Source organism: Thermobacillus composti KWC4 (assembly GCF_000227705.2).
Taxonomy (GTDB): Bacteria; Bacillota; Bacilli; order Paenibacillales; family Paenibacillaceae; genus Thermobacillus; species Thermobacillus xylanilyticus.
Genome location: NC_019897.1, coordinates 3223554 through 3236230 on the forward strand (window position 1 = coordinate 3223554; position 12677 = coordinate 3236230).

Below are 12677 nucleotides of genomic sequence, written 5' to 3' on the forward strand. Positions count from 1 at the left end.
GTCATGCGGTATGTTCCTCAATAACACGTACAGCAGCCGGCTGCGTCCCGGCAGCCGGCTGCTAGCGTATGAAACACCGTATCGTCAGATGCTTTACTGCTGTTCGAGGGGATTGATGACCGTAATCGCGCCCGAAACGATGTCGTCGCGGATCTTCTTCAGCGTCTCGACGTTCTCCTGGCCGAGCGCGTCGCTGAGCGGCGACGGCGACTCCGCCGTGACGAACGTCAGGCCGACGCCGTTCTCCTTAAGGCCGTAGTTGACCGTGCCGAACGTGAAGTTGCCTTGTGCGAAGTCCTTCACCGTCTCGTAGACGACCGTATCGGTTTCTTTCAGCTGGGACAGAATGATGTGCTCCGGATCTTCGACCGTGCGGTCGACGTCCTGGCCGGAAGTCAGGAAGCCCTTCTCTTTCGCCGCTTCGAAGACGCCGTTGTCGCTGACGGCCGACATGCCGGCGATGAAGTCTGCGCCTTGCTCATATTGCAGCAGCGCCAGTTCCTTCGCCTTCGCCGGATCGGTGAAGTTGCCGACATAGTTGACCAGGAATTTCGCGTCCGGATTCGTATGTTTGAGCCCTTGCTCGAAACCGCTCGTATATTTGCTGAGCAGCGGGATGTCCATGGCCACGACCGCGCCGACCGTGTTGGTCTTCGTGACAAGACCGGCGGCAGCACCAAGCAGGTAAGCGGCTTCGTGCTCGCGGAACTCGATGCTGCGGACATTCGGCGCGTCAAACGCCTGGTCGATGATGGCGAACGGCTTGTCCGGATTTTCGGCGGCCACTACCGTCAGCGCATCGACCGCGGTGAAGCTGCTCGTGATGATCAGGTCGTAATCGTCGGCGACGGCGGCGCGCAGATTTTGCTCGAATGCGGCCGGGTCCGTCGATTCGATCGTCTTGACCTCGACGCCGAACTCTTCGGCGGCTTGATTCAGCCCGTCCACCATTTGGGTAAAGAACGCGTTGACGCCGATCTTCTCCGGCAGCACGAGCGCGATGCGCTTCTTCGGGCCTTCCGTCTCGCCTCCGGCGTTGTCCGCGCCTGCACCGGCATTGGTGTTCTGGGACGCATTGCCCCCGTTTCCTGCCTCGCTGTTTCCGTTATTTCCGCCGCCGCAGGCCGCAAGAAGCGAGACGACCAGGACGGCGAGCAGCACCAGTAAAGACGCTCTTTTCACGACAGGTTCTCTCCATTTCAAAATGTTTGTCAGTTTAATCCTAGGGACTGGCTCAGGCTTTGTCAATGGAAAAGCGCGATATTGTCGAAAAATGTCGTTGCTTCCGAAACGATTTCCCGCCCCAGTCCTTCTCAGTCCGAAAATAAGCGCAACGATTGCTTCTGTTTCGCATGACAACGCCTTTTCAGCCGGTATAGAAGAAGATATTTCCTCTATTTTTCCCAAAAAGTCGGATTTCCCGGCTTCGGCCAATAATAAACGCAATGATTGCTTCTATTTTGCTCGAAAACGTCTTTTCCCCTGGATTAGAGGAAATGGCTTCTTCAATTTCGTCGCTACCCCCGGGTTCCCGTCTTGACAGCCGTTCCATTCCTCTGCCAGGATTAACCCAATTTTACATACTATTTTACTAGGATTTATAGTCCGATTCAACCTGAGGAGGTACCGCCATGTCCATCCGACTTCACCAACAGGTCCGCAGGCTGCTGCCGATTTCGCTGGCCGCCGTGCTCCTGCTGTCCGCCCCGGCCGTTTCCGCCGCCGACAGCGCAGCCGCCGTCTCCGGGTCAGGCAGCACCGCCGTCTCCGCGACCACCGTTCAAAGTCCAGCGCAGGAGACCGCCGCAGACTATGCGCTGTTCCTGAAGGACAAGTTCGGCATCGCATTCGGCGACGCCCTCGCGAAAGGCGACTTCATCGCCGCGACGGCGGCGGCGCTCCGGCTGCAGGCCGCCGACGAAGCCGAAGCTGCCACAGCAGCCGATGGCGCCGTCTTCGACGACGTGCCGGCTTCAAGCCCCTACTATGCAGCGGCCGCCGCGCTGTACAGGGAAGGCATCATCTCCGGCGGCACGGTGAACCCGCAGGCGCCGCTGACGGCGATCAACGCCGCGCAGATCGCGGTCAAGGCGGCCGGCCTGAAGGAACTGGCCTACACCTACCCCGCGGACAAGGCGGATCGGACGCTGGCGCCGTTCAACCTGAGCGCCGCGCTGCTGGGGCTGCAGGGCGCGCAGGAACTCGCCGCCGCCATCGACACCGGCCTCGTGCCGGCGGACCATTACGGCCTGATCCGGGAGCGCGGAACGGCGACCGCCGAGTATGCCGACGTCCTGCTGGGCAAGACGCTCGAGAGCCGCGGCGCGTACAAACGGTACATCGGCTGGGTGAGCGACGCCAACATCCTGAACGAACTGCTGAACGCATATCAGGCGAGCGTCATCGTCAAGGCTCCGGAACTTCAAGCCATCGGCGACCGGGCGCTCGAGGAGAACCTCGTCACCGGCTACACGATCCGCGACTCGCGGTACGAGAGCAACTTCATCGACGAGCTGACGATTACGTATGCCCATTCCGACATCCGGCACGCGCTGCAGCTCATCGCCCTGCTGCGCAGCGAAGGCATCGACGCCAAGGTGCAGTACGAGCCGCGCACATCCGCCTTCGTCTACCTGAAAGAATGGGGCGATCCCGGCGAATCCGAGTACTACGAAGTCCGGCAGATCGCCAACGGCAACTACATCGAATACGCCAAGGAATACGAACTGATCTTCGAATTCCGCAATAACGCGGACCGCGACCGGTTCGACGCCATCATCCTGGCGTACGCGAAGAAGAACGAAGACGATCAGCCGGGATTGATTTACGGCTCGTGGTGGCAGCCGCTGTACTATTCGAATGTGCGACCGGCGGGCGACTACAGGCTGATTGCCAACAACAAGCTGTCCGACGAGCGGTACTACCTGGAGTCGTTCTCGCTCATTGACCAGGCCGATGACATCGCCGAGGCTTACAGCACCGACGATCCGGACATCACGTACTCGACCTGCACGTTCTGGGTCAACGCGGCGTTCTACCGGTACCTGAACGGCGAATCGAAATAACGGCCACGATGAAAGGCCGTCTCCCCGCGAGACGGCCTTCATTTTCCGGCTGTTTCGGCTTATCCCCCGGCTTCTCCGTTCGCATCGGCAAACCTGCCGCCGCGGAGGACAGGCACAACGCTGCAGATATCCGTCCGCGCGCAATAAAGAACGTCCTGCTCGAACCCCTTCTCGCGCAGCTCGCGCCCGCTGGCGGAGTCCCATACCAGTTCCGCCAGTTTTGTCCCGGAAGCTTCATACGCGCCGATGCACACCTCCGCTTCCGGCGACTTGCTCCCTTCCAACCTGGACAAAATCATGCCCGCGCCCAAATAATCCTCGATCCCCGGACGCAGCCTGTTTTCGTTCTCCCGCGCATCCGGCCATTTCTCTCCGCACGGCACGACCGTGATGTTCGCGTTCAGCTCGCGCTTCAGCCGGTTTGCTGCGGCGGCAACGGCCGACGCGTTGAGCAGGCTGCCGACGAGCAGCGCGGGGACGCGTTCGGCCATCCGCACGCAAGATGCTCCGTTCAGCGAACACAGGACGTATCGCCGCCCATGATCGGCCGGCGTGAAGGACAGCGGGGACAGCGAATGTCCGCCGAATCGCTGCGCCTCCGCCCTTCCGAGTACGAGCTCCGCCCGCAGCCGCTCCGCATAGGCTTTCGCCTCTTCGTCAACGGGCGGCCGGAAGGGCCAAATCTCCGCGCCGTGCTCCACGGCGGTCACGACGGTGGACGAGAAGCTGAGGACATCGACGATGATGACGATGTCGCCCCGATTCGCCGCCTCTCGCGCGCCCCTTTCGCCCCACTCGACCTTGATCTCGTATGGAGACTGGTCGAACCAGCTCATAAATAATTCCTCAGCTCGAAAATGTCCGTGATGGTTCCGATCAACAGGGGATGCTCCAGGGCCCGCTCCTGATCCTCGACGAATATGCTGGTCACGATGATCTTCATCCAGGTTCCTCCATGTTCAAAATGGAAAATGGACCACCCGCGTCAATCGATCCAGCCTTTCAGCAGGTCCTTCAACGGCTCGCGGTTGAACCGGATCATGCGGAACTTCCCTTTGCGGATGGATTGCACGAGCCCCGCTTCTTCCAGCACGGCGAGATGTTTGGCGATCGCCTGCCGCGTGATGGACAGATTGTGCTTCATGATGAGGCGCGCCGTCAGCTCGAACAGCGTGAGCTCGCTGCGCTCGGACAGCTCGTCCAGTATGGCCCGCCGGGTCGGATCGCCCAGCGCCTTGAAGATGGCATCCCTGTCGTGCATCATACCCTGATTGTACGCAACTGACCGGTTGCATGTCAAGCGCGGCCGGGCCGTCCAACGGCGGCTGCAACGAAACGGAGAAGCGTTTATACGAAAATGCGTACCGGTAGAAGGCAAAAAAAAAAAAAACCCACCACACCAAGGAATCACTTTCGGTTTTTTAAAGCGTTCTGCCATTTTTGCGGTGGAGTCTTCGAACATGGTTTGCTCGATGTGTCGGTATTCAACACGGTCTCTCAGTATGGCGTAGACGATCCTTATAATGAGATGCGCGGTTGCAACCGCCGCTTTTTGTTCTCCTCGTCGTTTCCGAATACGTCGGAAATGCGCGCCGATGCGATTTTGGCTTCTGCAATTGGCCCATGCGCATTGACACAAAATGCCTTTGGCATATTTGTTCCCCTGCAGAGACCGCGCTGCCTTTTTTACGCCGGCACTTTTGTTGTTTCCCGGAGCCCCTCCAACCCATGAAGCCAGCTTTGCATCGGATGAAAAATATTCCGCTACACGGGGAGTGATCTCCGCCAGAAGAGTGATTGCTGCGGAACGATCAATCCCGGGAATGGTGTCGATTAAATTCACCTCTTTTTCATAGGGGGATCAACAAGACGCCGGTGCTTTCCATGGCGACTTCCCGGCACTCCCTCTCCATAAGCCAATCCTGCAGTGCCAAAATTTCGCGAGTGGTTGTGCCGCGTGCGAATATCAGCCTTTGGCTTCTCCTCCAGCGGGCCTTGCAAGACACAGGCAACGATGGTCTTTTGATGGACATCCAGGCCAGCGCAAACTTTGCGAACAGCATCCATGCGCACGCCTTCCTGCTTCAAATTCGAACAGGACCTTGCAGTTGTGGATGAAAGAGTTTACACACGTCTTTTCAGGACAATAGGCGACTGTCGGAACTGCAATAAGACGGGTTATTTGACGGAGGGACCAATACGTTTACCGTCTTTTGACCTGTTCACCAGTTATCTTCGGTTTGCAAGAAGGATGACGGAATGCGTCTGGCGGGTCCATTTTCATTTATGTACCATCCGGGACGGCATTTCCGGCAGAAGTTCGCGCGATAGCGCGCCTCAGTTTCGTCAGAATCCCGATATCTCGCTATACGCCGAAATAAGGTTGCCGAGTTTCGTTACCGCCGTCCGGGATCAAAATACCGCTGCCGCATCGCCTCGTACATCAGCACCGCCCCCGCCATCGCCACGTTGAGCGACTCCGCCTGCCCGCGCATCGGGATGAGCACATGCGCGTCCACGAGCGCGGAGACGGCCGGGGAGAGCCCGTTCGACTCGTTGCCGAGCAGGAGCCAGCAGGCGGGCCGCCAGTCGAACGCGTAGCACGACTGGCGCGCGTCGAGGCTGGCGCCGACGAGCCGGGCGCCGCGCCGCTTCGCTTCCGGCAGCAGCTCGGCCAGATCGCCTTCCACCACCGGCAGATGGAACAACGAGCCCATCGTCGAGCGGACCGTCTTCGGATTGTACGGATCGACCGACCCGCGGCCGAGCACGACGGCGTCGGCGCCGACCGCGTCGGCGGCGCGGATCAGCGTGCCCGCGTTGCCCGGGTCGCGCACGCCGTCGAGGGCGACGACGAAGCCGCCTTCCCTAAGCAGCGCGTCATGTCCATATCGCGGCTTCGTGACGACGGCGAACACCGGCGGCGGCGTGTCCGTGCCGGTGCACTTCGCCATGACGGACGCCGGGAGCGCGTAAACCGGCGTCCGCTCCGGCAGGCGCGCGCCCGCCAGTTCCTCCGGCCAGCCGCGTTCGTCGTCGACGGCGATCGCCTCGATCGAGACGAGCCCCTCCGCCTTGAGCGCCTCCTGCAGCAGATGGACGCCTTCGATAAGAAACGTGCCGGTGCGGTCGCGGTGTTTTTTCTCGAGGAGGGACGCCCATGCTTTCACCTTCGGATTCTGCGCCGACGTGATCGGGATCAGGTTGATGTCCGCCATGCCGCTCCTCTCACTTCCCGTTGTCCGCATAGTGCCGCTCGAGCCGCGCCAGATCGCCGTTCTTCCCGACGATGACGAGGATGTCGCCCTCGCGGATCGAATCTTCCGCGTTCGGCGCAATGTTCATCCGTCCCCCGGTCTTGATCGCCATGACGTTGCATCGGAACCGGGCGCGGATGTCGAGCTGCTTCAGATTTTTGCCGACCATGACCGGAGGGGCCTCCAGCTCCACAATGCTGTAATCGTCCGACAACTCGATGAAATCGAGCAGGTTCGGCAAAATCAGGTTGTGGGCGACGCGCTGCCCCATGTCCCGCTCGGGGAAAATCACCTTGTCCGCGCCGATCTTGCTCAGCACCTTGCCGTGCAGCTCATTCTGCGCCTTCGCGATGATGTACGGGACGCCGAGCTCCTTCAGAATGATCGTTGTCAGGATGCTCGCCTGGATGTCCTGTCCGATCGCGACGACGACGACATCGAAATTGCGGAGGCCGAGCGCACGCAGCGCCTCCTCGTCGGTCGAGTCGGCCGCCACCGCGTGGGTGACCTTGTTCACCACGTCCTGGATGCGCGCGCCGCTGACGTCAATCGCGAGCACCTCGTAGCCGAGCCGCGCAAGCGACTGGGCGACGCTGGTGCCGAAACGGCCCATGCCGATGACCGCGAACTGTTTTTTCGCCGCCTTGGCCATATCGAAACAAGCTCCTTCCTTCCGGCAGTTGTCACACCTAAGCAATATGTCCCATTATAGCACAGCGCATGGGCGGCGTGAGGATGAACAGGCCCCGCGCCGGGCATAGTAATGGGGAACTTCTCGCTCTCGGGGGGATTACGCGTGAACACGCTCAATCTGCGTCAGGCGATCATCCAGCGGGTGCATGACAAATCGTCCGAAGATCTGCTCGACATCATCGACAGCTCGGTCGGGGCGGATGAACGGACGCTGCCGGGTCTCGGCGTGCTTTTTGAGCTGATCTGGCAGGATACCTCTCCGGACGGCCGCCAGCAAATGGTGGAAACGCTGCACAATCATCTGGCTGCCATTCCCGCGCCGCTGCAAACAACCTCACCGCAAAACCGCACCCGCAAAACGTAAAAAAGCGGGAAGCCTTGAGCATCCGCTTCCCGCCTTGACCGTTCAGCCTTTCATCGCACCCAGCGCTTTCGCCGCAATGTCTTTCCGATAGTGCATGCCCTCAAACCGGATCAGACTGCATGCTTCATACGCCCGGTTCCGCGCTTCTTCGATGTCCCGGCCCCGGCCGACGACGCCGAGCACCCGGCCGCCGGACGTCACAATGCCGCCGTCCTGAAGCGCCGTTCCCGCGTGGAAGACAAGCGCGCCGGCCGCTTCCGCCCGGTCGATGCCTTCGATCGGCCGCCCTTTCGGGTAAGAGCTCGGGTACCCTTCCGATGCCAGAATGACGCAGACAGCCGCCTCGTCGCTCCACTCGATCGCGATCTGATCGAGTTTTCCGTCCATCGCCGCGAGGATGATGTCCAGCAGGTCGGTCTTGAGCCGCGGCAGCACGACCTGCGTCTCGGGGTCGCCCATCCGGGCGTTGAACTCGATCACCTTCGGTCCGTCCTTCGTCACCATCAGCCCGGCAAAAAGCACCCCGCGGAACGGCCGACCTTCCTTCACCATCGCAGCCGCCGTCGGTTTGATGATGCGTTCGACCGCCTCGTCCATGATGGCCGGATCGATATGCGGCAGCGGCGTGTACGTGCCCATGCCGCCCGTGTTCGGCCCCTTGTCGCCGTCGAACACCGGCTTGTGGTCCTGCGCCGGCACCATCGGCCGCACCGCCAACCCGTCGACGAACGACAGGATCGACATCTCCTGCCCCTCGAGGAACTCCTCGATGACCACCTTCGTGCCGGATGCGCCGAATACCTTGTCGATCATCATGCCGCGCAAGGCCGCTTCCGCTTCTTCCATCGTGCGCGCGACCGTGACGCCTTTGCCGGCGGCGAGGCCGTCCGCCTTCACGACGATCGGCGGCGGCTGCTGCCGCAGATACGCCAGCGCCGTCTCGTAATCGTCGAACGTCTCGTACCGTGCGGTCGGGATGTTGTATTTTCGCAGCAGGCTTTTCATGAAAATCTTGCTGCCCTCGATCTCCGCCGCCGCCTTGTTCGGACCGAACGCCGGGATGCCCGCAGCCTCGAACGCGTCGACGATGCCCGCCGCCAGCGGGTCGTCCGGGCCGACGACGACGAGGTCGATCGCCCGCTCCTTCGCGAATTGGACGAGCTTGTCGAAATCCATGACGCCGATCGGGACGCACTCCGCAAGTTGCGCGATGCCTGCGTTGCCCGGCGCGCAGTAGAGCTTCGTCACCCGGCTGCTCTTGGCCAGTGACCAGACGATGGCGTGCTCGCGCCCGCCGCCGCCGATGACCAGGATGTTCACCGCTTGTGGCCCCCTTATTCCTTGTTCCGGATCGTGATCGCCGCTTCGCCGCCGCCGACCGGAATCGTCTTCACGAGCAGCGAAATGCGGTTCTCTTCGTCGAGCCGCTTCCAGTAGTATTCCAGCGTCTGCTCCGCATCGTCGAACAGCGGGACAAGCTTCGGCTCGCCTTCGAAGGACGGCAGCGGGTTGCCGTCGCCCTGATACGTGTGGATGAGATGGCCGAAGCCCGCGAGCGGCTGCTCGTACGTGAAGAAATGCCGCTGCGCGAGCGCCTCGTTGCCGCGGTTTGACTTCAGAATCGCCAGCTTGTAGGCGGCGGATTTGTCGCCCGGCTGGACGATGCCGGAAATGCGCGGCGTGAAGTTCGGCGCGTCCGGCTCGAACGTGCGCGTGCGGAGCGCGTCTTCGAACGTGCCGCCGCTTGCGATGGCGTCCGCAATCGTGTCGGTCTGGTCGCCGTTCGTCACGATGTGGGCACCGCCGGATTGCCTTACCGGGTAGTAAATGATGAGCGAAGGGTCGGTCAGCTTCGCCGGATCGCGCGCCTCGGTGCGGACGCTGCCGTCTTCCTCGAGGACGAAGATCCGGTTGCGGCTGTTCTCGCTCCGCCCCATGATCCAATACACTTGCACCAGCCGGGTGCCGTCCGGCGTCATGCCGATGATGATGCCGCGGCCCGGATAGCGGTTGCTCTTCAGCGCTTCGGCGTTCGCTTCCGCTTCCGCCTTCAGGTTGTCGAGATTGGTGATGGTGGTCATTGTGCCGCTTTCTCCCTTCGTGGCGGAATCAGTGGTGGAACAGCCGGACGCCGGAATACACCATAACCATGCCGTATTCGTTCGCCGCCTTCACGACTTCTTCGTCGCGCAGCGAGCTGCCGGCCTGGATGACGTATTTCACGCCGCTGCGGCTCGCCCGGTCGAGGTTGTCGCGGAACGGCAGGAACGCATCGGAACCGTAGGAAACGTTCTTCAGCCCCTTGAGCCATTCGCGCTTCTCTTCCGGCGTCAGGCGCGGCGGCACTTCTTCGAAGCATTGCTCCCAGCTCTTCTGTTCCACCGGCGTCAGCACGTCCTCAAGCCACAGGTCGATCGCATTGTTCTGCTCGGCGCGGGACAGGCCCGGGCGGAATTTCATGTTCAGCGCGATCGGATGCTGGCGCAGATACCAGCGGTCCGCCTTGTCGCCGGCGAGGCGCGTGCAGTGGATGCGCGACTGCTGGCCGGCGCCGATGCCGATCGTCTGGCCGTCCAGCGCGTAGCAGATGGAGTTCGATTGCGTATATTTCAGCGTCACGAGGGCGACGAGCAGATCGCGCTTCGCGCTCTCCGGCAGCTCCTTGTTCTCCGTCACGATCGTCTCGAAAACGGAATCGTCGATCACCGCGTCGTTCCGTTCCTGCTGCATCGTCAGGCCGAAGACGGTGCGTGTCTCAATCGGGTCGGGCACGTAGTCGGGATCGATCTCGAGGATGAGGAATTTGCCGCCCTTCTTCTCCTTCAGGATGGCCAGCGCTTCCTCGGTATATCCCGGCGCCACGACGAGGTCGGACACCTCGCGCTTCAGCAGCTTCGCCGTCGGCACATCGACGATGTCGCTCAGCGCGGCCGCGTCGCCGAAAGACGACATCCGGTCCGCGCCGCGCGCCCGCGCGTAGGCAGTCGCGAGCTCCGACAGCTCCATGCCGTCGACGAAATACGCCTTCGCCAGTTCCGGCGTCAGCGGCGAATAGACGGCGGCGCCGGCCGGGCTGACGTGCTTGAACGATGCGGCGGCCGGCAGTCCCGTCGCCTTGCGCAGCTCGCGCACGAGCTGGAACGCGTTCAGCGCGTCGAGCAGGTTGATGAAGCCGGGCTCGCCGTTCAGCACCCGGATCGGCAGCGGCTTGCCGCCGTTCGTCAGCTTCGCCTGCTTCTGGTGCGGGTTCATCCCGTACCGGAGGTTCAGTTCGTAAATTTCGCTCATCGTCCCCATCCTTGTCCTTGGGTTTTGCCGGGCGGATCGGCTGCCGCTCCGCGATGCGGGTCAGCAGGCGCCCGTTCGTTTGGTTTCGATGCCATCTCGTCACGAAGGGCGGCCGTTAACGGCATTTCGTGCCGTTAATGCTCCCCCGCACGGGTCGGCGCGCCGGTTTAACGGCACCAGATGCCGTTAATACCGCGCCAGTACCCGCTTGCCGCCCCGCACGCTCAAGATTCGATCGTCACATGCCGGCCGTCCAGCCGGATGCGGCCTTCCGCGAAGTGCTGCACGACCTCAAGCAGCAGCCGGTGCTCGATCGGGTGTATGCGCGCCGCCAGCGTCTCCTCGGTGTCGCCCGGCTCCACGGCCAGCGCCTCCTGGGCGATGATCGGCCCGGAGTCGAGTCCGCCGTCGACGAAGTGGACGGTTGCGCCGGTCACCTTCACGCCGTATGCGAGCGCCTGGCCGATGCCGTTCAGGCCGGGAAACGCCGGCAGCAGCGACGGGTGGACGTTGATCATCCGCCCGTAATAGGCGTCCACGAGCACCGGCGTCACGATCCGCATATAGCCGGCCAGCACGACCAGCTCGACGCCGCGGCGCTTCAGCTCGATCAGAATCTCGCGCTCGTACGCTTCGCGCGACGGATAGTCGCGCGGCCGGAACACATACGTCTCGATGCCGGCCGCCTCCGCCCGCCGGATGACATGAGCGCCCGGCTTGTCGCAGACGAGCAGCCGGATGTCGGCGTCGATCCGCCCGTCCCGCGCGCCGTCGGCGAGCGCCTGGAAGTTCGAGCCGTTGCCGGACGCGAAGACGGCTACCTTGAGCTTGCCCATTACACGTCAGCTCCCGTGAACGCCACGGTCTTGCTGCCCGGCGTCACCGTGCCGATCCGGTACGCTTCGACGCCTTGCTCCGCGAGCGTCCGGATCGCTTCATCCGCCTGTTCCGCGGGCACGACGGCGACCATGCCGATGCCCATGTTGAACGTCGTGAACATGTCGCGATTCGAGATCTTGCCCCGCTCCTGCAGCAGCTTGAAGATCGGCAGCACCGGCCACGAGCCGTATGCGATCTCGACGTTCACGCCTTCGGGCAGCACGCGCGGGATGTTCTCGATGAACCCGCCGCCCGTAATGTGCGCGAGGCCTTTCACTTCCACGCGCTCGATCAACTTGAGCACCGGCTTCACATACAGCCGCGTCGGCTCGAGCAGCACGTCGCCGAGCCTTGCGCCGCCGAGCTCCGGCAGCGTGTCATGCAGCGAATAGCCGCTGTCCTTGAGCAGCACCTTGCGCACGAGCGAGAAGCCGTTGCTGTGCACGCCGCTCGACGCGAGCCCGATGACCGCGTCGCCCGGCCGGATGTCCGCGCCGTCGATGATGCGCTTCCGGTCGACGATGCCGACGGCGAAACCGGCGATGTCGTACTCGTCCCCGCCGTACATGCCCGGCATCTCGGCCGTCTCGCCGCCGATCAGGGCGCAGCCGGACTGTTCGCAGCCGTCGGCGATGCCCTTCACGATCGCCTCGATGCGTTCGGGCACGACCTTGCCGCAGGCGAGGTAGTCGAGGAAGAACAGCGGCTCCGCGCCCTGCACCACGATGTCGTTCACGCACATCGCCACCGCGTCGATGCCGATCGTATCGTGTTTGTCCATCGCGAACGCGAGCATCAGCTTCGTGCCGACGCCATCCGTGCCGGAGACGAGCACCGGTTCCTCATATTTCTGCAGATTCAGGCCGAACAGCGCGCCGAAACCGCCGAGCCCGGTCAGCACCTCGGGGCGGAACGTCCGCGCCACATGCTTCTTCATCCGCTCGACCGCTTCATTGCCCGCCGCGATGTCGACGCCGGCTTGTTTGTACGCTTCCGACACCAGGGTCACTCCTTCGCAATTGTTGGTCCCGTCCTCGCCTGTGCGGAGCTGGACGGGAAGCGGCTCCGCTCCGGATGTTGGATAGAGGAATTCTCCTCGTCTGTTCCGGCAAATTCACCCGAAAACGGCCG

The 12677-nt window shown here is 62.4% G+C and carries 13 protein-coding genes and 1 pseudogene; 2 read left to right on the top strand and 12 right to left on the bottom strand.

The window, feature by feature from the left end:
- Window positions 1-93: 93 nt before the first annotated feature.
- Window positions 94-1182 (bottom strand): BMP family lipoprotein, encoded by a 1089-nt coding sequence (locus THECO_RS14960; RefSeq protein WP_015255878.1) that lies wholly within the window; start codon window positions 1180-1182, stop codon window positions 94-96.
- A gap of 449 nt (window positions 1183-1631) precedes the next feature.
- Here THECO_RS14960 and THECO_RS14965 point away from each other — a divergent pair, with 449 nt between their 5' ends.
- The gene (locus THECO_RS14965; RefSeq protein ID WP_015255879.1) at window positions 1632-3065 is read left to right on the top strand and encodes an S-layer homology domain-containing protein; all 1434 of its coding nucleotides are present in this window, start codon (window positions 1632-1634) and stop codon (window positions 3063-3065) included.
- Window positions 3066-3124: 59 nt separating this feature from the next.
- Here THECO_RS14965 and THECO_RS14970 read toward each other — a convergent pair whose 3' ends face one another.
- The 6 genes and pseudogenes from THECO_RS14970 to THECO_RS14990 all read right to left on the bottom strand — a co-directional run bounded on the left by THECO_RS14970 (window position 3125) and on the right by THECO_RS14990 (window position 6974).
- Window positions 3125-3901 (bottom strand): 2-phosphosulfolactate phosphatase, encoded by a 777-nt coding sequence (locus THECO_RS14970; RefSeq protein WP_015255880.1) that lies wholly within the window; start codon window positions 3899-3901, stop codon window positions 3125-3127.
- Window positions 3902-4050: 149 nt separating this feature from the next.
- Window positions 4051-4329, bottom strand: a complete 279-nt coding sequence (locus THECO_RS22375; protein WP_041853937.1) for an ArsR/SmtB family transcription factor — start codon at window positions 4327-4329, stop codon at window positions 4051-4053.
- 339 nt (window positions 4330-4668) lie between these two features.
- Window positions 4669-4908: pseudogene (locus THECO_RS22750) on the bottom strand (transposase); the annotation flags it as partial.
- Entirely contained in the window at window positions 4905-5132 is a 228-nt protein-coding gene (locus THECO_RS14980; RefSeq protein ID WP_157373587.1) for a hypothetical protein, read from the bottom strand. The pseudogene THECO_RS22750 and the gene THECO_RS14980, both read right to left, overlap by 4 nt.
- A gap of 329 nt (window positions 5133-5461) precedes the next feature.
- Window positions 5462-6283, bottom strand: a complete 822-nt coding sequence (locus THECO_RS14985) for a TrmH family RNA methyltransferase (RefSeq protein ID WP_015255883.1) — start codon at window positions 6281-6283, stop codon at window positions 5462-5464.
- A 10-nt stretch (window positions 6284-6293) separates the two neighbouring features.
- Window positions 6294-6974, bottom strand: coding sequence for a potassium channel family protein (locus tag THECO_RS14990; RefSeq protein WP_015255884.1), 681 nt, complete (start codon window positions 6972-6974; stop codon window positions 6294-6296).
- 144 nt (window positions 6975-7118) lie between these two features.
- Here THECO_RS14990 and THECO_RS14995 point away from each other — a divergent pair, with 144 nt between their 5' ends.
- Window positions 7119-7379 (top strand): small acid-soluble spore protein SspI, encoded by a 261-nt coding sequence (locus THECO_RS14995; RefSeq protein ID WP_015255885.1) that lies wholly within the window; start codon window positions 7119-7121, stop codon window positions 7377-7379.
- 42 nt (window positions 7380-7421) lie between these two features.
- Here THECO_RS14995 and purD read toward each other — a convergent pair whose 3' ends face one another.
- The 5 genes from purD to purM form a co-directional block, all read right to left on the bottom strand.
- On the bottom strand, window positions 7422-8699 hold the full coding sequence (gene purD, locus THECO_RS15000; RefSeq protein WP_015255886.1) for a phosphoribosylamine--glycine ligase: 1278 nt from the start codon (window positions 8697-8699) through the stop codon (window positions 7422-7424).
- A 14-nt stretch (window positions 8700-8713) separates the two neighbouring features.
- Complete coding sequence (locus tag THECO_RS15005) at window positions 8714-9460, bottom strand: IMP cyclohydrolase (protein ID WP_015255887.1); 747 nt, start codon at window positions 9458-9460, stop codon at window positions 8714-8716.
- A 28-nt stretch (window positions 9461-9488) separates the two neighbouring features.
- Window positions 9489-10676: a phosphoribosylaminoimidazolecarboxamide formyltransferase gene (locus tag THECO_RS15010; protein ID WP_015255888.1), complete on the bottom strand. Its 1188-nt coding sequence runs from the start codon at window positions 10674-10676 to the stop codon at window positions 9489-9491.
- Window positions 10677-10891: 215 nt separating this feature from the next.
- Window positions 10892-11503: a phosphoribosylglycinamide formyltransferase gene (gene purN, locus THECO_RS15015; protein ID WP_015255889.1), complete on the bottom strand. Its 612-nt coding sequence runs from the start codon at window positions 11501-11503 to the stop codon at window positions 10892-10894.
- On the bottom strand, window positions 11503-12546 hold the full coding sequence (gene purM / locus THECO_RS15020; RefSeq protein ID WP_015255890.1) for a phosphoribosylformylglycinamidine cyclo-ligase: 1044 nt from the start codon (window positions 12544-12546) through the stop codon (window positions 11503-11505). Before purM ends, purN begins: the two co-directional genes overlap by 1 nt.
- Window positions 12547-12677 lie beyond the last annotated feature (131 nt).

Coding starts and splice junctions, on each gene's coding strand:
- THECO_RS14965 (WP_015255879.1), top strand. CDS start 1,632: ATGTCCATCCGACTTCACCAACAGGTCCGCAGGCTGCTGCCGATTTCG.
- THECO_RS14970 (WP_015255880.1), bottom strand. CDS start 3,901: ATGAGCTGGTTCGACCAGTCTCCATACGAGATCAAGGTCGAGTGGGGC.
- THECO_RS22375 (WP_041853937.1), bottom strand. CDS start 4,329: ATGATGCACGACAGGGATGCCATCTTCAAGGCGCTGGGCGATCCGACC.
- THECO_RS14980 (WP_157373587.1), bottom strand. CDS start 5,132: ATGGATGCTGTTCGCAAAGTTTGCGCTGGCCTGGATGTCCATCAAAAG.
- THECO_RS14985 (WP_015255883.1), bottom strand. CDS start 6,283: ATGGCGGACATCAACCTGATCCCGATCACGTCGGCGCAGAATCCGAAG.
- THECO_RS14990 (WP_015255884.1), bottom strand. CDS start 6,974: ATGGCCAAGGCGGCGAAAAAACAGTTCGCGGTCATCGGCATGGGCCGT.
- THECO_RS15005 (WP_015255887.1), bottom strand. CDS start 9,460: ATGACCACCATCACCAATCTCGACAACCTGAAGGCGGAAGCGGAAGCG.
- THECO_RS15010 (WP_015255888.1), bottom strand. CDS start 10,676: ATGGGGACGATGAGCGAAATTTACGAACTGAACCTCCGGTACGGGATG.
- purN (WP_015255889.1), bottom strand. CDS start 11,503: ATGGGCAAGCTCAAGGTAGCCGTCTTCGCGTCCGGCAACGGCTCGAAC.